Source organism: Corynebacterium sp. CCUG 51687, from assembly GCF_024453995.1.
GTDB lineage: Bacteria > Actinomycetota > Actinomycetes > Mycobacteriales > Mycobacteriaceae > Corynebacterium > Corynebacterium pseudogenitalium.
The window spans coordinates 219,922-238,397 of the sequence record NZ_JAGPYT010000001.1 but is presented as its reverse complement, the minus strand read 5'-3'; the positions used below and the strand labels follow the sequence as shown (position 1 = coordinate 238,397).

Sequence of the window (18,476 nt, the reverse complement as noted above, 5' to 3'; positions counted from 1 at the left end):
GTACTGTTATGCGAGTGACGTACGCACAAGACACTCCCCCCGCCTGGGCGCAGCGCCTGAACAACATCTGGACCGCTCCTGCCCCACAGAATGGCTCGCACACCACAGCGGCAACGCGCACGCTACAAACCGCCGCTAACGCAGCTGCCTGGCCACTGGCACTTCTGCTCATCATCCACCGCGTTGCCGTTCTTGCAAGGCACGGCTCCCAGACCGACGACTTCACCACCGTGTGGGCTGCCACCCGTCGCTTTGTCGAGCGCGTCCCCGTCTACAACGAGGTGTATCACCACGTCGATCCGCACTATCTTTACAATCCTGGAGCTACGCTACTGCTCTCACCTTTGGGCCTGTTTGACGACGCCTCGCTGATCCGTCCACTCTTTGTTTTAGTAAACACCGCCGCCATTCTTGCGGCACTTGGAATCCTCACGAAGCTCAGTGGAAAACCGCTGAGCCACCCGCTGCTACCTATCAGCATCGTGCTCAGTTTCTGCACCGAGTCAGTTGTGAACACACTCGTCTTTTCGAACATCAATGGTGTATTGCTGCTCCTCTTTACCGTATTCCTCTATAGCTATACTCACAGGCGCTTTGTGTTAGCCGGCGTCTGCCTAGGCCTCGCCATACTGGTCAAGCCGATGTTTGCCCCCTTGGTGGTGTTGCCACTCATGCAACTCCGCTGGCGTTGCGTCGTACCGAGTGTCCTAGTTCCCGTGCTCTTCAACGTTGTCGCATGGCCAATGACACCGGGCGCCCGCGATTACATCGATGTCGTCGTCCCCTATCTAAAGATCACCCGCGACTATGCCAATTCATCGCTTGCCGGCTTCACGACTTACTTTGGCTTTCCGACGCAGTTCTACGACGCACTATTCGTCTTTTTCGGCATCACTGTCGCTATAGCGGTCCTGGGGCTTGCCCGCTGGCGCTGGTCAGACGAGCTCCTATGGCTCACGTTTAGCTCCACGGTTTTACTCGCGGGTGTATGTTTGCTCTCGTCCCTCGGCCAGGCTTACTACTCGATGATGCTCTTCCCGGCGGCTTTCACTGTTCTTTCAGCACGAAGCCCAATGCACACCAGCGGCCCCTGGATCGGACTATTTTTCTGCCTTGCACCGTTACAATGGACGACACTTCGAAACCCTCTCATCGGGAACTGGATTACTACATTCCTCCCCACATTGGGTTGGGCTGTGTTCATCGTATCGACGGCCACCTGGGTACTCACAACAGTGTTCACAACAAAGAAAGGCGACAGAGACCCTCATGACAGAGAATCGTTTTCAGCAGATGACGGAAGCAGAGTGGAAAGCTCACCTCGCCCCTGAGGAATTCCGTGTACTTCGGCAAGCCGGCACCGAAGCACCTGGAGTTGGTGAGTACACCGACCATTTCGAAGAAGGCATCTACGTGTGCCGCGCATGCGGCGCAGAGTTGTTCCGCTCTACAACGAAGTTCGACGCCCACTGCGGGTGGCCAGCGTTCTACGCTCCTGATAGCGAAGCCGCCGTCATCAAGCGAGCCGATTACTCTCTCGGGATGGTAAGAACTGAGGTGCTTTGCGCTCAATGCCATTCCCACCTGGGGCATGTATTCGAGGGTGAGGGTTTCAACACACCAACCGATCAGAGATACTGCATCAATTCAATTTCTCTGAAGTTTGATGCCCCAAGAAAGGACGATTAAAGAACTCCCCCAGCGCCGAGATGCGCTGAGGGAGTTTTTGATTTCGCAATGCCAGCTACGGCAGAACCTTTATGACGTCAGCAATGCTTGCAACGCGGCGCCCGGTTTGGAACGGGATTTCTTCTCGGACGTGAAGGCGCGCTTCTGTGTAGCGCATCGTCTTCATAAGTGACTCAATACGCTCCAGCGTGTCCGCCTCGAACGAAAGCATCCACTCATAGTCGCCAAGGACAAAGGCCTCGACGGTGTTGGCACGAACGTCTGCATAGTCGCGTGCTGCCATGCCATGCTCCATTAGGATCTTGCGACGCTTCTCAGGCTCCATTACGTACCAGTCGTATGAACGAACGAATGGGTACACCGTAATCCAGTCCTTCGGATCCTCCCCCATGATGAAGCTCGGAAGATGCGACTTGTTGAACTCCGCAGGGCGGTGAATTCCATTACCGAGCCACGAAACCTCCAACAGCTGACCGAACGCGGTGTCACGGCGGAATCGCGCGAGTGCATCCTGGATGTACTCGAATTCCTCCGCATGCCACCAGATCATGAAGTCCGCGTCAGCCCGAATACCAGTGTTGTCATAGATACCACGTACGACAACTTTCCCTTCCTCTTTGAGCTGCTCAAAGAACTTTTCCGCTTCTGCGATAACTTCGTCGCGCTCGGTACCAAGTGCACCTGGGATCGCACGAAATACCGCGTACTGCAGGTAGCGCTGGGTTGCGTTCAGCTTTTCGTAGTCAAGCTTCGCCATTTAAACTCTCCTTCTGAGATTCACGGAAACACGTTGGATGCCAAGGCGACCAACCGTCGCTATAAAAACATACATCAAACGAAAGTACTAGTTCAGTGTACACTTCGCTGCAAACGCTGAATCTTGCCAACCAATATACGGCGCGCCTCGCCCCCTCAAAGCCGCATCCTCATTAGCTTGGTTGGCGTGATGAACTCGGATACCACCTCCCCAAGCGAGAGCGCGTCGACTCCTGCGGAGTTCACCGCAGCGGTCGAATCGATGCATAAGGCTCAAGTGCGCCCAGAAATCTCCATCGGTACCATTCGGCCTCCTCAGCGGCCTGCACCGTTTAGCCACGCCGTTGGGCTTGAGGTTATCCAGACCAAGCCAGACCAAGGTGACGCGTTCGGTCGCCTCATCCTGCTTCATTCCCCCGACGCCGAAGACGCCTGGGAGGGTTCAATGCGACTAGTCGCCTATATCCAGGCAGATATGGACGATGCTGTCGCGGCGGATCCACTTCTCCCCGATGTAGCATGGCAGTGGCTTAACGAGTCGCTCGATGGCAATGGGGCCGGGTTTACCAACCTTGGAGGTACGGTAACCTCCACAGCTTCCGTCCGCTACGGGGAGATTGGCGGCCCTCCGCGGGCGTACCAATTGGAGATGCGCGCATCTTGGACAGCTGAAGGAATTGATCTGTCATCACATGTGGCAGCGTTTGCAAATGTCCTCAGCTTAGTGGCGGGTCTGCCACCCGAAGGTGTGCGAACCATTTCGTAGCATTAGTATGTGTACGCATGGAAGTGAATTTGTCCTACACCTTTGTCGATCATCCATCGCAGTTTGCCGAGGTAGCTGATCGATTAGCCGAAGGACTTGGTCCTTTTTGTATCGATACCGAACGAGCCGGCGCGTACCGCTACGATGACCGAGCATTCCTCGTACAGATCTACCGCAAAGACGCGGGAACGTTCCTCATTGCCCCTGAGCACTATCGAGACGAGTTCGAACAGTACTTTGCACCAGTCTGCAATGATCAGGAGTGGGTAATACACGCGGCGAGAGAGGATCTACCGTGTCTCGCGCAATTAGGATTACGTCCGTCCACTATTTTCGATACCGAACTTGCAGCACGATTTGCAGGCTACCCAGCAACCAAACTTGGCGTGTTGGTAAAGGAGTTTTGCCAAGTCTCACTTCCCAAGCAGCACGGCGATGCCGATTGGTCACAGACACCACTGACCGACTCAATGCTCGAGTACGCAGCGCAGGACGTTATTTACCTGCCCCACCTTGAACAGGCCTTAGTACACCTCCTCGATATGCAAGGCAAACTTGAATACGCGAATCAAGAATTTGCTCATTTGGTAGCTACGCGTTCAAACCCGGGGGTAAAGAAACATTCTTGGCTCGATATACCCCAGGTTTCGGACAAATTGTCGGATCTCGAGCTCACTTTGACGAAGTGGCTTTGGGATGCTCGCGATTGTTTTGCCTACGACCAAGACATAGCTCCGGGATTAGTACTTCCGAACAAGATGCTGGTACCACTGGCTCAGTCCCGCCCAACGACCGTTGACGAATTGCTGGCGTTTGACGGTGCAACCCATGCGCTCACCACCTATCCATACTTCTGGCTCGAGACAATCCATGATGCGCTGTTATCCCCATTTGAAACCGCACTGAGGGAACAACTTCGCTTACCTACTAGGAAAAGCATTTGGGAGTGGACAAGGCACAACAAAGTGGCGCTACGTACGCGACAAAACATAAACAATCGGGTCACCGAAATCGCCGAGACTCTTAAGATCCGCAAAGAGCTGATTTTGACGAACAAGGTCCTCGAACGGACCATATGGACCGCCTTCCACGAACGTCTAGATTGGCCAATGGAATACACCCGTCCCCTGCTCAAGCAGATGGGACTGCGCGAATGGCAAATAGACTTCCTAGCACCTATTTTCGTGGCGGAACAGCCGGAACCTCGCCGCTAGGCAGCGAGTGCCTTATTGATCGCGGTCCTCAAGGCCGCGTACCCACTCGCGAATCTTTTTCGTCGCAGCTGACTCGTCCATACCGAATTCTTCAAAGATCTGTTCCCGGGAAGCGTGCTCTGGGAACACCTGAGGAAATGCAATATGCCGCAGCGGTGTGTCGATTTCAGCGTAGGACAACGCTTCTGCAATTGCTGAACCAACGCCTCCATGTACGATCCCGTCTTCATACACCACGACAAGATCGGACTCAACCGCAAGATCGAGAATATCAGGGGAAACAGGCACAACCCAACGGGGATCTACCAGGGTAACTCGAACATTGTCCGATTCCAATCGTTCAGCGACCCGTAGTGCCGAATCCGCAAAAACTCCCACTGCAACAATCAACACATCAACTGTCTGGTCGCTTTCATCATTCTGCGCAGTCGATGATGGTTCTCGAAGAATATCGACGCCACCTGGCAGCCGCTTAATAGCTGCTAGGTCCTCCCCGACGCTCCCCTTAGGGAACCGGACAACAGTTGGCCCGTCCTTAACAGTCAAAGCTTCCCTAAACAGTTCCCTTAGCTGCTGCGGATCCCGAGGCGCCGCGACACGAATATTTGGGACGATTGACGTCAGCGCCATATCCCACACGCCGTTGTGGCTTGCGCCGTCCGTACCAGTGACTCCCGCTCTATCGAGCACTACAGTCAACGGCTGCTTGATAAGTGCTGCGTCCATCAGGAGCTGATCAAAAGCTCGGTTCAAAAATGTGGAGTAGACCGCGACAACGGGGTGCAGTCCCCCGAGAGCAAGCCCGCTGGCAGAGGCAATCGCATGCTGCTCCGCAATACCGACATCAAAAAATCTATCAGGAAATTCCTCTGCGAACGGTGCAAGGCCTGTCGGCCCAGCCATAGCGGCCGTGATTGCGACAATGTCACGTCGAGTCCTAGCGGCGTCGAGAAGTTCCTCGGTGAAAATTGATGTCCACCCTGGCTTGGACTTCTTCAGAGTTTCTCCTGTAACAGGGTCAATCGCATCAGTGGAGTGCATTTGGTCGGCGATGTTGTTAACTGCGGGGGCGAAGCCGTGGCCTTTCTCAGTCACAACATGCACAATCAAGGGCCCCTCGTAGGTCTTCGCGTACTCGAAAGCGCTTAGCAACGCCGTGAGGTCGTGACCTTCTACTGGCCCAACGTACTTCATCCCCAGCTCCGGGAACATCTCTGTTGGGATAACCTGGGCCTTCACTCCTTCTTTCAGCGCATGAAGCGCTTCAAACGTCCGTTCTCCGACCCAACCCATCGACTTGAGGGTCTTCTTACCGGATTCCATTACGTCGTCGTAGCCGGGTTTCATGCGCAAAGCTGCGAGCTGATCACGAAGGCGAGTCAGGTTGTTCGCAAAACCACCAATAGTTGGCGAATACGAGCGACCATTGTCATTTACGACTATGACTACGTTGCGTTCTGCGGCTGCAATGTTGTTCAGCGCTTCCCAGCACATCCCACCTGTCAGTGCACCGTCACCGACGACGACGACAACATTTTCGTCGCCCTTGCCCTGAATGTACTTGGCTTTCGCTAAGCCATCTGCAATTGAAAGCGAAGCACTCGCGTGCGATGACTCAGTCCAATCATGTTCCGACTCCGAGCGCGAGGTATAGCCAGAAAGACCGTCTTTCTGACGCAAGGAATCAAACTGACCAGCACGCCCGGTCAGAATTTTATGCACGTACGACTGGTGAGAGGTATCAAAAACGACCGGTTCCGTTGGCGAGTCGAATACGTAATGCAGTGCAATTGTCAACTCGACAACGCCGAGGTTCGGCCCCAGGTGACCTCCCGTTGCTGACACCTTCTCAATTAAAAACTGGCGTACTTCATCAGCGAGATCTGATAATTCCCCAGGCGCCAACGACTTCAAATCCGCTGGCGAATTGAGTTTACCTATCAGTCCCACGGTCCTCTACTTCTCCTTTAGAACAAGCAATAGTTGACGCTAGTTTACACCTTGCGGGGCGCACGCCCCATTCCTAATGAGGACGCAGAGGCTCCAGGCATGCAAGCGTTTCAAAGTGATGCGTTCCTGGAAATGCATCGATGACTTTTATCTCAGTTACGTGATATCCGCATGCTCCCCAACTTGCTAAATCTCTAGCAAATGTTGCCGGATCGCACCCAATGTGAATCACTCGCTGCGGACTCGCCGCTGCGATATCATGAATCACTTTGTCTCCAGCACCAGTTCGAGGAGGGTCGAGCACAACCAGGCCCGCGGGGGGCAAGGATCGAATTCCTGTTTCTACCCGGGAGTTGACTTTGTTGACGTCGAGGCTTGCAAGTGCAGGCTGAGAATGCGCCATCGCGGACTTCGAATAGTCGACGGTTGCAACCGGACCACCACCGAGTGCCGCGGACATGGATGGAACAAAGAGCCCTACTCCGCCATAGAGGTCCCAACCGGAATTGTTCTGATAAGGCCTCCCCGCAAGGGACCACTCACGCACCAGATCTGCATATGCCGACGGTGCACTACGGTGCGCCTGCCAAAACGCAGTCGCCGGAAACTCAAACCTATCGTTTCCGACCATTTCTACGATGTTGCCGGAGCCTTCAACCGTACGGTCTATTCGTTCCACGCGCCGTCCGCGTTGGACTTTGCTCGTTTCAACGACATGCCGGTTCCCGAGAGAATCGATGACGACGACTATCTCAGACCCAGGAGTAAATCGTCGTGCCCCATCGCCAACAATCCCGTCAAACAGTTCCGGCATCGCCTGAGTACAACGCTCGGCGACGACGTCATTGGAACGTGCTTTCCTGAAACCGGCACGCCCCTGCGCATCAGTGCCGAGTCGGATACGCGTCCGCCATCCGGTCGTAGGCGCTAAAGCCTGAACCGAAATGGCGGTGAGATCAATGCCATCAGGCACACCAGATGGACGTGCCATTTTTTCAAGCTGTCCAACAAGTACCTCTGTTTTGGCGGCCCGCTGCAGAGATTCACTCATATGCGCAAAGTCGCAGCAGCCCGCACCTGCCGCAGCAGCAGGACATCCTACCTTCACTCGATCTGGTGAAGTTTGTTGTATCTCGAGCAGTTCACCGCGAGCCCACCGCTTTTTCACTTTCAGCAGTTTGACGGTCGCTGTTTCTCCAGGTAGAGCGCCTTGCACGAAGACAACTCGTCCGTCATTGGCAAGGGCAATAGCCTCACCGCCGTGAGCAAAGGCGTGGAATGTGACTTGAATGCTGTCGCCTGGTGTCAGCGATGGTTGGGCACTCATTAATTATTCTTATTCGCTTCGTTGTTTTGTGCGATGATCTGTTTCAGCGCGTCACTCAGGGCGTTCGGGTTTCCAGCCTGTGGGCTCTGCTGCTGCGACTCCTGCGCAGCCCGCTCCTGTACAGCCTGCTGCACCTGCCGAGCCAACTGCGCAGGCAGGACGACTGGCAAAGAGTTACCCGCCAAAATTGGGTCCGGACCGCGGTAAACAAAGCTGCGTGCTACGACTTCCCGCCCGAGCTCAGCAAGCTGTTCTTCCATTCCCGCCGGAGCGGCCAACGTGACACGGTACAGCCATCGAGGCGCCTCAACACCGATGATGCGGATCACGCCGTTAGCGCCAGTACCAACGATTTCGGTTCCCCAGGGGCCCTCTTCAAACTCGACAGGCATGTCCTCGTTCTTCATGCCCTCGGCAATTTCTTCTGCCGATTCGGCCCACAGGCCGCCGTTACGCGGTGCAGCGAAAGCAACCGGAGTGATGCGACCGTACCTGGTAACGATGTGCACCATCTTCGGGCCGTTCTCGCCCATTTCAACCTGCACCTGCGAATCCTTTGGCAGCGGAATCTGCATTGATCCGAGGTTGAGGTTCACCTGGGAGAAGTCAGAAAAATCGAACTCCTCAATGTCGACGTTGTCGCCGTCGAACGGACCGGTAGATCCACTGATTGGATCATAATCGGCAAGAGTACCAGTGGCTGATGGAGTCTGGGATGGATCAGTATCCGCTGCAATCCCCGTGTCCTGAGACTTTGGTGCTGTGACCTCTAGATCGTCGTTGGTCTCTGCCTCCGTCTGAGCTGGGGCAGCGTCTTCCTTCTGCTGGTCTTTCTTCTTTTTACCAAATGGCCACCATGCCATGGGTGATCACCTTTCGAGTGAAGTTGTGTATTTCAAAAAAGTTTCTTCGGGTGAGAATTACTCTAGTACGGGCCCAATGTGGCCTCAGGCGAGCCCCGTTGATCCGTATCCTTGGGCACCACGCTGGGTATCGTCAAGCTCGGAAACTTCGACGAAGTCAACCAACTCGACTTTTTGCACCACTAGTTGAGCAATCCGCATTCCTCGTTCAACTGTAAACGAACATTCACGGTCGGTATTAAGAAGGCAAATCTTCAACTCCCCTCGATACTGGGCATCAATGGTGCCTGGCGTGTTCACAATAGAAATCCCGTGTTTGGCAGCGAGTCCCGAACGAGGATGAATGAGCCCGACAGTTCCCATGGGCAACGCGACAGCAATTCCGGTACCGATGAGTGCCCGTTCGCCGGGAGCCAATGTCCGTGTTTCCGAGGAGTAAAGGTCCGCCCCGGCGTCACCTTCATGCGCTCGTTTAGGAAGAGGCATGTCTGGATCAAGACGTTTTACTGAAATTGGTTCAAGAGAGGTCACTTCATACACCTTACGGGATTCCATTGCGTGTGCATTCTTAAGATAATTTCGCCTAGTGTTATTGGGTAACGTATTCGGGAGTACATCGAATTGACGAGTTGATGAGGGTATGAATAGCAACCAAAACGCACCGGCATCCAGTGGTTCCAAAGTCTTATATACGGAGCGTCAATGGGTGCCTTGGTACTGGTGGATCATCGGTGCAGCATTAACGCTGCTCATCGGGGCACAACTTACGCTCAACCGCAATTTTTGGTGGTTTATTATCCCCGTGCTCGTTATCGGAAGTTTAGTTTTTTGGTTCTTGACATGGCTTTCGAAAACTACAATTGCGGTCGAGCAAGACAGCGACGGCACTCGTTGGCTCGTCGTTGACGACGCCAACTTACCCAACACCGTTGTCAGCAGATCTATGGTTGTCCCTGCATCGGCGAAGCGAAATGCTCTCGGACGACAATTAGACCCAGCTGCTTTCTTGGTATCGCATGGTTGGGTGAAAGAACATATTCTGCTTGTCTTGGACGATCCTCAGGACCCAACCCCCTACTGGCTAATTGCTGCGAAAGAACCGGAGAAAATCCTCGGAATGTTTTTGCCTGAGCAGCGGACCGCCTAGGGATCGCACGACTGCGTTGCTCGCTACTACTCGCAGTCGAGGCAAATCTTCTGGCCGTCTTCGGTTTCGTAAGCCAGCCGATTCTTTTTCTGAACCAAATAGCAAGACGCACAAGTGAATTCGTTATCTTGGCGAGGCTTTACCTCAACGTTCAGTTCCTCACCGGACAGATCTTGAAGTGGCGGTTCAAACGGTTCAACGATTTCACCGTCATCATCCATGCTGCTGCCCGCAACCTCCGCAGCCTTCAAGCCCTCGAGGGAGTCAGTCTCAAGCTCGTCTTCTGCGCGCTTACGCGGTGCATCGTAATCGGTCGCCATGGTGGTGGTGCCTCCAGGAGTAGTCAAGTTCAGCAATGCCTAGGCCCGTTGAGGAGATACGCTTCCTATAGATGAGCCTCAGCCTTTTTATTGGTTTGGAGCCGAATAATAAAGCACACAAAGCTATATGTCATATTACAAGGTCAGCAGGCCAATACCCACGGGTTCCCTACACATCAAAGGCTTTATAGCTAATTAAAGTACAGCGACGTCAACCCGCTCGTTCTAGGTACCGCGCTCCTAAATATTTTCCTACATGCGCAATGAGCACACCTTTTGTATGCTCAATGTTATGACTACAACAAGTGGAATTGATGGTGCCCAAGAGCACTATGGTATGGGCGTCGATGTCGGCGGTTCTGGAATCAAGGGCGCCATCGTCAACCTCAAAACCGGAGAATTCGTCGGCGACAGGATCAAGATCGCAACTCCTCAGCCAGCTACACCTGAAGCTGTTGCATCAACAGTCGCAGAGATCGTCCGTCTCCACGAATGGGACGGCCCTGTGGGAGTAACGCTGCCGTCGGTGATTCAGCATCAGATTGCAAAGAGCGCAGCTAACATCGACCCGTCGTGGATCGACACCGATGTGCATGAGCTCTTTGAGCAGCATCTCCCTGAGCGCTCTGTCACTGTATTAAACGACGCCGACGCCGCGGGGCTTGCTGAAGTTGCCTTTGGCAATGAACGAGCCCGAAACGGTTCTGTCATATTCCTCACGTTTGGCACTGGTATTGGTTCAGCGTTCCTGGTTAATGGGCACCTCTTCCCTAACACAGAAATTGGCCATTTAATCGTCAATAGGAAGGAAGCAGAGCACGTCGCCTCCTCAGCTGTAAAGCAGAGGGAAGACCTGAGCTTCAAGAAGTGGGCGAAGCGAGTTGATAAGGTGCTGCACGAATACGCGCGACTGTTTAATCCAGAGTGTTTCGTCGTCGGTGGTGGCATCTCGCGGAAATCTGACAAATGGGTCCCTCTATTGACTGTCGACACTCCTGTCGTCGTGGCCACTCTTCGCAACCGAGCAGGCATTGTCGGAGCAGCGATGGCGGCCAATGAGCACCTCGCACCGTAACTAGCGAGACTCGGCGTCTAACACAAAGCAGCTTGACAATGCTGTTAAGATAGGCGTTCTGAAAAATCAGCACAGTTTGCGTACGCTAGGAAGGCAGACCGGCGTTTGCTGGTCTGCTTTCACCAGAGTGACTTCCTTTCCATCCATTGTTGGAAGAAGTCTCGGTGTCCGCAAAAGCATCAATCAGTTCACAAAGGCGAAAGGGCGTACGTGGTAGCCAGCGAAGCTTCAGGCAAAAACTCCGTCAACGATGCGGCAGAGAGCACTTCCGGCGGCGTAACCGACGGCACAACGACCGCCAAGAAAGCAGCCAAGAAAACCGCCAAAAAGGCTGCCAAAAAGACCGCCAAGAAGACTGCAAAGAAAACAGCACGCAAAACCGCGAAAAAGGCGTCAAAGGTAGCTAAGAAAGCGAAGAAGACGGTAAAGAAAACCGCCGCAAAGAAGACTGCTTCACCCGCAACTGATGAGGTCACCAGCGACGACTCCGCGCTGGAAGAAGCGGACGAATCGCTCGACGATTCTGACCAGGAGCAGGACTTCGACCCGCTGACGGCTGAAGAAGATGACGAAGAATTTGACGAGCATCTTGGTGATGACGACGAGGAAAAAGAAGACGAGGAAGACGACGGATCTTCTGTCTGGGATATCGAGGAATCTGCTGCACTTCGCCAAGCCCGCAAGGACGCTCAGCTCACCGCATCTGCGGACTCTGTCCGTGCGTATTTGAAGCAAATAGGTAAGGTTGCTCTGCTCGATGCTGAGCAGGAGGTTTCTCTCGCGAAGCGCATTGAAGCTGGTCTCTACGCGCAACACCGACTCGACGAGATGGCCCGTGCAGCTGAGGAGGGAGACAAGGAAGCACGCCTTACCCCTGCGGTTAAGCGCGACTTCCGCGCCGTCGCCCGAGACGGTCGCAAGGCGAAGAACCATCTGCTCGAAGCTAACCTTCGACTCGTGGTTTCGCTGGCAAAGCGCTACACCGGTCGCGGTATGGCCTTCTTGGACCTCATCCAGGAGGGCAACCTCGGTCTCATCCGTGCAGTTGAAAAGTTCGACTATTCCAAGGGCTACAAGTTTTCCACCTATGCAACGTGGTGGATCCGCCAGGCAATTACACGTGCCATGGCAGACCAGGCTCGAACCATTCGCATCCCGGTGCACATGGTCGAGGTCATCAACAAGCTTGGCCGTATCCAGCGTGAGCTTCTACAAGATCTTGGGCGCGAACCTACACCGCTTGAACTCGCAAAAGAGATGGACATCACCGAAGAGAAGGTGTTGGAGATCCAGCAGTACGCCCGTGAGCCGATCTCGTTGGATCAGACGATCGGCGATGAAGGCGATAGTCAACTCGGTGATTTCATCGAAGACTCCGAGGCCGTTGTCGCAGTCGATGCTGTTTCCTTTACGCTTCTTCAGGACCAACTTCAGGATGTCCTCCACACACTTTCCGAGCGTGAGGCCGGCGTAGTGCGGCTCCGCTTCGGCTTGACCGATGGCATGCCTCGCACGCTAGATGAAATCGGCCAGGTGTACGGTGTGACACGCGAACGCATCCGGCAGATCGAGTCCAAGACGATGTCGAAGCTTCGCCACCCGTCGCGTTCACAGGTGCTGCGCGATTACCTCGATTAAATGCGTTTCTACGTAGTAAGCAATAACCGGTAGGAGGTCCACTCTCCTACCGGTTTCGTGTATTACCAATCTCGTAAGTACGCAATACGCGCCCGCAGCTGTTCCGCATTGCACAGCGCGGTCGGTGGACCACCACACGCTTTACGCGCTTCCGTATGGATCGCACCATGCGGGCGACCCGTCTTTCCAGCGACGATTGAAACGCGAGCGTTGAGTTCCTTTCTCAACTGGGGAATCTCATCAGCCGCCACTGATGCCTCCTCACTGCTACCCGGCGCAGAGGTTTGCTTGGACGGCTGAGTGGGAGCCAAGTGCTCTCCTAGTACTTCAGCACGCTCGCGTGCTTGGCGCTCGGCAGCCTTTCGCGCTTTTTCTTCTGCTTCTCGGGCATCTAGTTGGTCGCTTTGGCGTTTGCGGAGCAGAGTCTTGACCTGTTCTTCGTCAAGCAGCCCTGGAAGGCCTAGGAAGTCTTGTTCCTCTGCGGATCCTGCGACGGTGGGTGTGCCGTAGGTGGAGCCGTCGAAAATTAAAGAGTCTAGCTCGGCTGATGCGCCGATGGCTTCGTACGAAGGGTTGTCGTCTGGTTCGTTTTGAACTTGGTTTGCTTGGGCTAGTAGTTCGTCGGACCACCCTGATTCTCGGTGTGGTTTGCCCAAAACGTGGTCGCGTGACACCTCCATTTCTTCCGCGAGGCGGAGCAGAACCGGGACCGACGGGAGAAAAACGGAGGCGGATTCGCCTGGCATGCGTGAGCGCACGAATCGTCCGATTGCCTGCGCGAAAAACAGTGGTGTCGATGCTGATGTTGCATATACGCCGACAGCGAGGCGAGGAACGTCGACTCCCTCGGAGACCATTCTGACTGCGACCATCCATTCGTCGGTGGACGCGGAGAATTCGTCGATGCGGTCGGATGCCCCGGCTTCGTCTGAGAGCACGACCGTAACGGGCGTGCTCGAAATGCTGGAGAGGATCTTGGCGTAGGCGCGTGCTGTCGTCTTGTTCGTAGCGATGACGAGGCCTCCGGCATCCGGCATATTCGTACGAAGTTTTTTCAGCCTTGTATGTGCCGCCTGGAGGACTGCCTTGATCCAGTCCCCTTTCGGATCTAGGGCAGTTTTCCAGGCACGCGCGGTCTGCTCGGCATTCAGTGGCTCACCAAGCCTTGCGGAATACTCTTCCCCGGCGGAGTCTTTCCACTGTGCCTCGCCGGAATATGCCAGGAATACAACTGGGCGGACGACGCCATCGGCCAAGGCGTGGGAGTACCCATAGGTGTAGTCCGCTTGTGAAACGAGGTGCCCATCGCCGTCTTCGACGTATCGGACGAACGGAATCTGGGAATCATCAGAGCGAAACGGCGTACCTGTCAACGCTAAGCGGTGTTCGACATCGTTGTAAGCCTCGTAGACTCCATCCCCCCAACTTTTGGCGTCACCAGCATGGTGAATCTCATCAAGAATCACCAAACTGCGCTTCGCAGTGGCCACCGCATGATGCTTGAACGGGTGCATACCGATTTGCGCATACGTCACGACAATGCCGTCATAGGCAGGGTTTACCGCAGATGAGTTTGTGAAGTTTGGGTCTAGCGAAAGGCCGAACCTCGCTGCTGATTGGGACCACTGGTGTTTTAGGTGTTCTGTTGGTACGACGACGATGATGCGCTGCACTGCCTTCGATGCGTGCAGTTTGCTGGCTAGTGTCAGTGCAAACGTCGTCTTACCCGCACCAGGAGTTGCTACAGCGAGAAAGTCTCGAGGTTTGGTGCGCATAAACGAATCGAGGGCCTCTTGCTGCCATGCGCGCAGCTGAGGCCCGGCCGACGTACCTGGAGCCGTCACTTCCGACGCAACCCCTTATAGATGCGTTCGCAGTCAGGACATACTGGCGACCCAGGCTTCGCCTGCTTCTTCACCGGAAATGTCTTGCCACAGAGTGCGACTACGACTTTTCCAGAAATCGCAGAATCGAAAATCTGATCCTTCTTCACATAGTGGAAAAACTTGGGGGTTCCATCATCATTTGTTGACGATGTGTCTTCCCGAAGGTCTGTGCGCTCAAGAGTCTTCGTCGTCGTATTCACGACTCCCATCATGCCCCACTTTGGCAAAGTTTTTAAGCCGAGGCGCTAACCTGTGTATTTATGAACGAGAGAGAGGACGAGGCACAAGAGCACGTCTCGATTGATGCGGAAGTCGAAGTCCACGACGATAAGCATTTCCTTTTTCGTCATTTCCGCTCAAAACGACACCGTGCACTCATTACGGATGCGAAGCAGACGCCGGAGCAAAACCTGCAGAGCCGAGAAGCTCAATACCTTTGGCTGCAGGCGCTTCGAATCCCATTCATTTTGCTTTCGATCGCATCTGCGTGGTGGCTCGGAAACTGGTGGATTGCGACGTTGCTCTTTATTGTTTCCGTACCGCTCCCCTGGGTCGCAGTGATGTTGGGCAACGCGAAAGGAGAGTCGCGTGATCCGCGTGAAAAGAATGTCTACAAGCCTGCGCTGAGTCGTGCCTATGCCGCGTTGGAGGAGCAGTCGAGGCAACAACTATCCTCGAACCAGGCTTCAACAGATACGACGCCGACCGTTATCGATCACGAATCCCAATCGGAGTAGCAGCATGACAGATTTATCATCTACGGCATTTGGATTACACCCTGGACTTGCGCGGGAGCTCGGTGAACGATTGCGCGCGCTTCCCTACACCACATCTTCGATTGGAAGTTACCTTGGGCCAAATGCATACCAGGCTCTCTACCGGGGCGAGGTGGGAGCCGTCCTGCGTCGCTGCCATTCAGAAGACGTTATCGGATCGGCCATATCCACTTTGTTGTTGCGGCGCCCGACTTCCCAAAACGAGCTCGAGGCGTTATTTGGCTCGTCACTTGCTGAGAAACTCATCAGCGCAGGTGTCTTTCGCCAGACCAAAGAGCAACGTTACGAGGTTGCTTACGACATCCGACCTCATTTGTTGTCTCAACAGCATCACCTCATAGTTGCAGATCTCGACGCCTCTACGTCTGCAATCGTTCCCGGCAAAGATCACGTACTTGGAGTCGGAGCGGCGTCGAAATCCCTGTTGCACGCGATCCCGCAGTCACCGACTGGAACGGTTTTGGACCTTGGAACCGGTTCAGGGGTGCTGTCGGTAGCACAATCTGGCCTTGCAGATCAGATCGTCGGTACTGACATTCATCATCGAGCGATCGAGTTGGCTCAGGCCACGCTCGAGATGAATGGCATCACTAGCGTTCAGCTCCGCGAAGGATCTTGGTTTGAGCCTGTCGCGGGCGAGCAGTTTGACAGGATCGTTGCCAACCCGCCGTTTGTAGTCGGCATTCCGGAGGTGGGGCATGTTTACCGCGACTCCGGCATGCCACTGGATGAAGCAAGTCGCCTCGTGGCAGAGCACGCACCTGAATATTTCGCAGAAGGTGGGATGCTGTGCATGCTGGGCTCATGGGCCCATATTGATGGTGAGGCGTGGCAGTCGCGAGTTGCGAGTTGGGTCCCTTCGCAAGGAGTCAGCGCATGGGTGCTTCAACGAGAAGTGGTTGACCCCGAGGCCTACGTCGCCACGTGGCTGAAAGATGAATCAGTCGACCTCAGGACTGAAAGCGGCATAGCCCGCACACAACAGTGGCTCGATTACTTCCAAGCCGCGGGTGTTCACGCTATTGGTTTCGGTTGGATTTTCATGCAACACATCGGCGACCAGCCCTCCGAGATTACTGCGGAAGAATTAACACACCCGTTCACGGACCCGCTTGGGCCTGAGGTCGAAGAATACTATCTACGGCAGGCGTGGCTACGGCAAAAATCCGTCCAGGAACTCTTAGATAGTTCGTTCCTGGTCCGGCCCACAGTCGCGATCGAAGACATCGCTGTGCCAAATACTGAAGAGGGGCTGGGTTTCACGCGCGAAGAGCTGCGCATTACTCGAATGGATGGCCCACGATTCTCTCATTCATTGGATGAGGCGTTGAAAACCGTCCTTGCAGGATTGCATCCCGCCGGCTTGCCACTGCGTGACGTGGTGGGCATCCTAGCAGCATCTCGAGGTGTCGACGACCAGCAGGCCCTTGAAGAATTGGAAAACCAAACGGTTGCAGCTGTTGTGGATCTTATCCGCCACGGCATCGTGCTGCCGGCGGAAATTGCAGAGGTGGAGTAGGAATGAAGGCTGTATTGACAAGAGTTACGAGCGCGAGCGTCACCGTCGACGGTGAAGTCGTCGGAGCAATCGACTGCGAGGCGACTGGTGGAATTCTGGCCCTTGTCGGAGCAGGACGTAAGGATAGCGACGACGCTTGGGAAACGGTTGCTCGCAAAATCGCGGAACTGCGAATCCTGGAGGGCGAAAAGTCTGTAGTGGACGCACAAGCCCCTGTTTTGCTTGTGAGTCAGTTCACGTTGATGGGTCGCACGGCAAAAGGACGGAGGCCATCATGGAGTGACGCAGCCCCCGCAGATGAAGCAGCACCCATCATTGAAAAAATCGCAGCCTACCTCCGGGACCGGGGCATCACGGTCGCTGAAGGAAAGTTTGGTGCCCATATGAAGGTGCAGAGCATCAACGACGGCCCATTCACGGTGATTGTCGAGGCCTAGCACTCTTTTTATCATTGGGAACAAAAATGTGTCCAAGATCGTTGAGGGTGTAGAAGATTACCTGTTCCACTCGTCCAAGGAGGCAGTGCTCAATGACGTCGAAGAGTCAGACCTTAACAGCGGACAACGAAGAAAAAGTTGACCGCGGTAGTCGTCGCAATCAAACGAACGACAATCCATCGGCTGACCTTGTTCGCGTGTATCTCAATGGCATTGGCAAGACTGCCCTGCTCGATGCAGAAGAAGAGGTCGAACTAGCCCAGCAGATCGAAGTTGGACTCTATGCCCAGCAGCTTCTTGATGATCCAGACTGCAAGCTCACCCGAGCCCAGAAACGTGACTATAAAATTCTGGCGAAGCAAGGACGGAAAGCTCGCGCCCACCTCCTCGAGGCAAATCTTCGTCTGGTTGTGTCGTTGGCAAAGCGCTACACAGGACGCGGGATGCCACTGCTCGATCTGATCCAAGAGGGCAACCTCGGACTGATCCGCGCGATGGAGAAATTTGACTATGCCAAGGGCTTTAAATTCTCAACGTACGCGACGTGGTGGATTCGCCAGGCCATTACTCGCGGCATGGCAGACCAGTCTCGTACTATCCGTCTCCCTGTGCATCTTGTAGAACAAGTCAATAAACTCTCCCGAATTCGCCGCGAGATGTACCAGTCGTTTGGCCGCGAACCAACGAATGAGGAGTTGGCAGAGGAGTCTGGCATCGAAGAGGACAAGATTGAGCTCCTCCTCCGTCAATCCCGAGACCCCGTGAGTCTTGACATGCCGGTCGGAGCGGATGAAGAGGCCCCCCTGGGGGACTTCATTGAAGATGCAGAAGCTACAGACGCCGAAGACGCGGTGGTATCCGTGCTCCGTCACGATGACATCCAAGATGTCATCAACGGTTTGGAGCAGCGCGAGCAGGACGTCATCCGTATGCGCTATGGGCTGACCGACGGTGTTCCCCGCACATTGGACCAGATTGGGCGTAAATTCGGCTTGTCTCGTGAGCGCGTTCGCCAAATCGAACGAGAGGTCATGGCGAAGCTTCGCGTAGGTGACCGGGCAGAGCGCCTTAGGGATTACGCAATGTAACAACCGCGACGAAGCGTTCCGCAAC

At 54.6% G+C, this 18,476-nt stretch carries 19 protein-coding genes; 11 read left to right on the top strand and 8 right to left on the bottom strand.

The features are described from left to right. Window positions 1-14 precede the first annotated feature (14 nt). Window positions 15-1,331 (top strand): glycosyltransferase family 87 protein, encoded by a 1,317-nt coding sequence (locus KBX13_RS01120; protein WP_256020365.1) that lies wholly within the window; start codon window positions 15-17, stop codon window positions 1,329-1,331. Beyond that, window positions 1,270-1,689, top strand: coding sequence for a peptide-methionine (R)-S-oxide reductase MsrB (gene msrB / locus KBX13_RS01115; protein ID WP_070976779.1), 420 nt, complete (start codon window positions 1,270-1,272; stop codon window positions 1,687-1,689). Before KBX13_RS01120 ends, msrB begins: the two co-directional genes overlap by 62 nt. Window positions 1,690-1,744: 55 nt before the next feature. Here the strand turns inward: msrB and hemQ are convergent, their stop codons facing one another. Beyond that, window positions 1,745-2,446, bottom strand: a complete 702-nt coding sequence (gene hemQ / locus KBX13_RS01110) for a hydrogen peroxide-dependent heme synthase (protein WP_070362360.1) — start codon at window positions 2,444-2,446, stop codon at window positions 1,745-1,747. Window positions 2,447-2,635: 189 nt separating this feature from the next. Between hemQ and KBX13_RS01105 the strand changes: the two genes are divergently transcribed. Together KBX13_RS01105 and KBX13_RS01100 are read left to right on the top strand one after the other, a co-directional pair. Next, window positions 2,636-3,211, top strand: coding sequence for a DUF3000 domain-containing protein (locus KBX13_RS01105; protein ID WP_256020449.1), 576 nt, complete (start codon window positions 2,636-2,638; stop codon window positions 3,209-3,211). 17 nt (window positions 3,212-3,228) lie between these two features. Further along, on the top strand, window positions 3,229-4,425 hold the full coding sequence (locus tag KBX13_RS01100) for an HRDC domain-containing protein (protein WP_256020364.1): 1,197 nt from the start codon (window positions 3,229-3,231) through the stop codon (window positions 4,423-4,425). 12 nt (window positions 4,426-4,437) lie between these two features. Here KBX13_RS01100 and dxs read toward each other — a convergent pair whose 3' ends face one another. The 4 genes from dxs to dut form a co-directional block, all read right to left on the bottom strand. Next, complete coding sequence (dxs, locus tag KBX13_RS01095; RefSeq protein ID WP_256020362.1) at window positions 4,438-6,375, bottom strand: 1-deoxy-D-xylulose-5-phosphate synthase; 1,938 nt, start codon at window positions 6,373-6,375, stop codon at window positions 4,438-4,440. 73 nt (window positions 6,376-6,448) lie between these two features. Further along, window positions 6,449-7,702 carry a class I SAM-dependent RNA methyltransferase gene (locus tag KBX13_RS01090; RefSeq protein WP_256020360.1) on the bottom strand — a complete coding sequence of 418 codons (1,254 nt, stop codon included), beginning with the start codon at window positions 7,700-7,702 and terminating at the stop codon, window positions 6,449-6,451. After that, window positions 7,702-8,565 (bottom strand): DUF3710 domain-containing protein, encoded by an 864-nt coding sequence (locus tag KBX13_RS01085; protein WP_070478954.1) that lies wholly within the window; start codon window positions 8,563-8,565, stop codon window positions 7,702-7,704. The genes KBX13_RS01090 and KBX13_RS01085 overlap by 1 nt, the downstream gene beginning before the upstream one ends. Before the next feature lie 84 nt (window positions 8,566-8,649). Then, complete coding sequence (dut, locus tag KBX13_RS01080) at window positions 8,650-9,120, bottom strand: dUTP diphosphatase (RefSeq protein WP_070362355.1); 471 nt, start codon at window positions 9,118-9,120, stop codon at window positions 8,650-8,652. A gap of 85 nt (window positions 9,121-9,205) precedes the next feature. On the opposite strand from dut, the gene KBX13_RS01075 reads away from it, so the two are divergent. Next, on the top strand, window positions 9,206-9,712 hold the full coding sequence (locus KBX13_RS01075) for a DUF3093 domain-containing protein (protein WP_071572569.1): 507 nt from the start codon (window positions 9,206-9,208) through the stop codon (window positions 9,710-9,712). Between the two features lie 26 nt (window positions 9,713-9,738). Here KBX13_RS01075 and KBX13_RS01070 read toward each other — a convergent pair whose 3' ends face one another. After that, window positions 9,739-10,032, bottom strand: a complete 294-nt coding sequence (locus KBX13_RS01070; RefSeq protein ID WP_070363501.1) for a DUF4193 domain-containing protein — start codon at window positions 10,030-10,032, stop codon at window positions 9,739-9,741. A 292-nt stretch (window positions 10,033-10,324) separates the two neighbouring features. Between KBX13_RS01070 and ppgK the strand changes: the two genes are divergently transcribed. Together ppgK and KBX13_RS01060 are read left to right on the top strand one after the other, a co-directional pair. Continuing rightward, window positions 10,325-11,107 (top strand): polyphosphate--glucose phosphotransferase, encoded by a 783-nt coding sequence (ppgK, locus tag KBX13_RS01065; RefSeq protein ID WP_070363500.1) that lies wholly within the window; start codon window positions 10,325-10,327, stop codon window positions 11,105-11,107. Between the two features lie 210 nt (window positions 11,108-11,317). Next, window positions 11,318-12,745: an RNA polymerase sigma factor gene (locus KBX13_RS01060; RefSeq protein ID WP_252930841.1), complete on the top strand. Its 1,428-nt coding sequence runs from the start codon at window positions 11,318-11,320 to the stop codon at window positions 12,743-12,745. 62 nt (window positions 12,746-12,807) lie between these two features. Here KBX13_RS01060 and KBX13_RS01055 read toward each other — a convergent pair whose 3' ends face one another. Further along, window positions 12,808-14,520 (bottom strand): DEAD/DEAH box helicase, encoded by a 1,713-nt coding sequence (locus KBX13_RS01055; protein WP_070363498.1) that lies wholly within the window; start codon window positions 14,518-14,520, stop codon window positions 12,808-12,810. A gap of 65 nt (window positions 14,521-14,585) precedes the next feature. Further along, window positions 14,586-14,840 carry a DUF3039 domain-containing protein gene (locus tag KBX13_RS01050; RefSeq protein ID WP_070363499.1) on the bottom strand — a complete coding sequence of 85 codons (255 nt, stop codon included), beginning with the start codon at window positions 14,838-14,840 and terminating at the stop codon, window positions 14,586-14,588. Between the two features lie 51 nt (window positions 14,841-14,891). Between KBX13_RS01050 and KBX13_RS01045 the strand changes: the two genes are divergently transcribed. From KBX13_RS01045 to KBX13_RS01030, 4 genes are all read left to right on the top strand, one after another. Beyond that, window positions 14,892-15,368 (top strand): DUF3099 domain-containing protein, encoded by a 477-nt coding sequence (locus tag KBX13_RS01045; protein ID WP_256020358.1) that lies wholly within the window; start codon window positions 14,892-14,894, stop codon window positions 15,366-15,368. A gap of 4 nt (window positions 15,369-15,372) precedes the next feature. Continuing rightward, window positions 15,373-16,926, top strand: coding sequence for a methyltransferase (locus KBX13_RS01040; protein ID WP_256020356.1), 1,554 nt, complete (start codon window positions 15,373-15,375; stop codon window positions 16,924-16,926). A gap of 2 nt (window positions 16,927-16,928) precedes the next feature. Further along, window positions 16,929-17,363, top strand: coding sequence for a D-aminoacyl-tRNA deacylase (gene dtd, locus KBX13_RS01035; protein ID WP_256005076.1), 435 nt, complete (start codon window positions 16,929-16,931; stop codon window positions 17,361-17,363). A 92-nt stretch (window positions 17,364-17,455) separates the two neighbouring features. Then, complete coding sequence (locus KBX13_RS01030; RefSeq protein ID WP_070478945.1) at window positions 17,456-18,451, top strand: sigma-70 family RNA polymerase sigma factor; 996 nt, start codon at window positions 17,456-17,458, stop codon at window positions 18,449-18,451. The last annotated feature ends 25 nt before the right edge of the window (window positions 18,452-18,476 follow it).

Coding starts and splice junctions, on each gene's coding strand:
- KBX13_RS01105 (WP_256020449.1), top strand. CDS start 2,636: ATGAACTCGGATACCACCTCCCCAAGCGAGAGCGCGTCGACTCCTGCG.
- KBX13_RS01090 (WP_256020360.1), bottom strand. CDS start 7,702: ATGAGTGCCCAACCATCGCTGACACCAGGCGACAGCATTCAAGTCACA.
- KBX13_RS01050 (WP_070363499.1), bottom strand. CDS start 14,840: ATGGGAGTCGTGAATACGACGACGAAGACTCTTGAGCGCACAGACCTT.
- KBX13_RS01100 (WP_256020364.1), top strand. CDS start 3,229: ATGGAAGTGAATTTGTCCTACACCTTTGTCGATCATCCATCGCAGTTT.
- dtd (WP_256005076.1), top strand. CDS start 16,929: ATGAAGGCTGTATTGACAAGAGTTACGAGCGCGAGCGTCACCGTCGAC.
- KBX13_RS01045 (WP_256020358.1), top strand. CDS start 14,892: ATGAACGAGAGAGAGGACGAGGCACAAGAGCACGTCTCGATTGATGCG.
- KBX13_RS01055 (WP_070363498.1), bottom strand. CDS start 14,520: ATGCGCACCAAACCTCGAGACTTTCTCGCTGTAGCAACTCCTGGTGCG.
- ppgK (WP_070363500.1), top strand. CDS start 10,325: ATGACTACAACAAGTGGAATTGATGGTGCCCAAGAGCACTATGGTATG.
- KBX13_RS01030 (WP_070478945.1), top strand. CDS start 17,456: ATGACGTCGAAGAGTCAGACCTTAACAGCGGACAACGAAGAAAAAGTT.
- hemQ (WP_070362360.1), bottom strand. CDS start 2,446: ATGGCGAAGCTTGACTACGAAAAGCTGAACGCAACCCAGCGCTACCTG.
- KBX13_RS01070 (WP_070363501.1), bottom strand. CDS start 10,032: ATGGCGACCGATTACGATGCACCGCGTAAGCGCGCAGAAGACGAGCTT.
- dut (WP_070362355.1), bottom strand. CDS start 9,120: ATGGAATCCCGTAAGGTGTATGAAGTGACCTCTCTTGAACCAATTTCA.
- KBX13_RS01040 (WP_256020356.1), top strand. CDS start 15,373: ATGACAGATTTATCATCTACGGCATTTGGATTACACCCTGGACTTGCG.
- KBX13_RS01085 (WP_070478954.1), bottom strand. CDS start 8,565: ATGGCATGGTGGCCATTTGGTAAAAAGAAGAAAGACCAGCAGAAGGAA.
- msrB (WP_070976779.1), top strand. CDS start 1,270: ATGACAGAGAATCGTTTTCAGCAGATGACGGAAGCAGAGTGGAAAGCT.
- KBX13_RS01075 (WP_071572569.1), top strand. CDS start 9,206: ATGAATAGCAACCAAAACGCACCGGCATCCAGTGGTTCCAAAGTCTTA.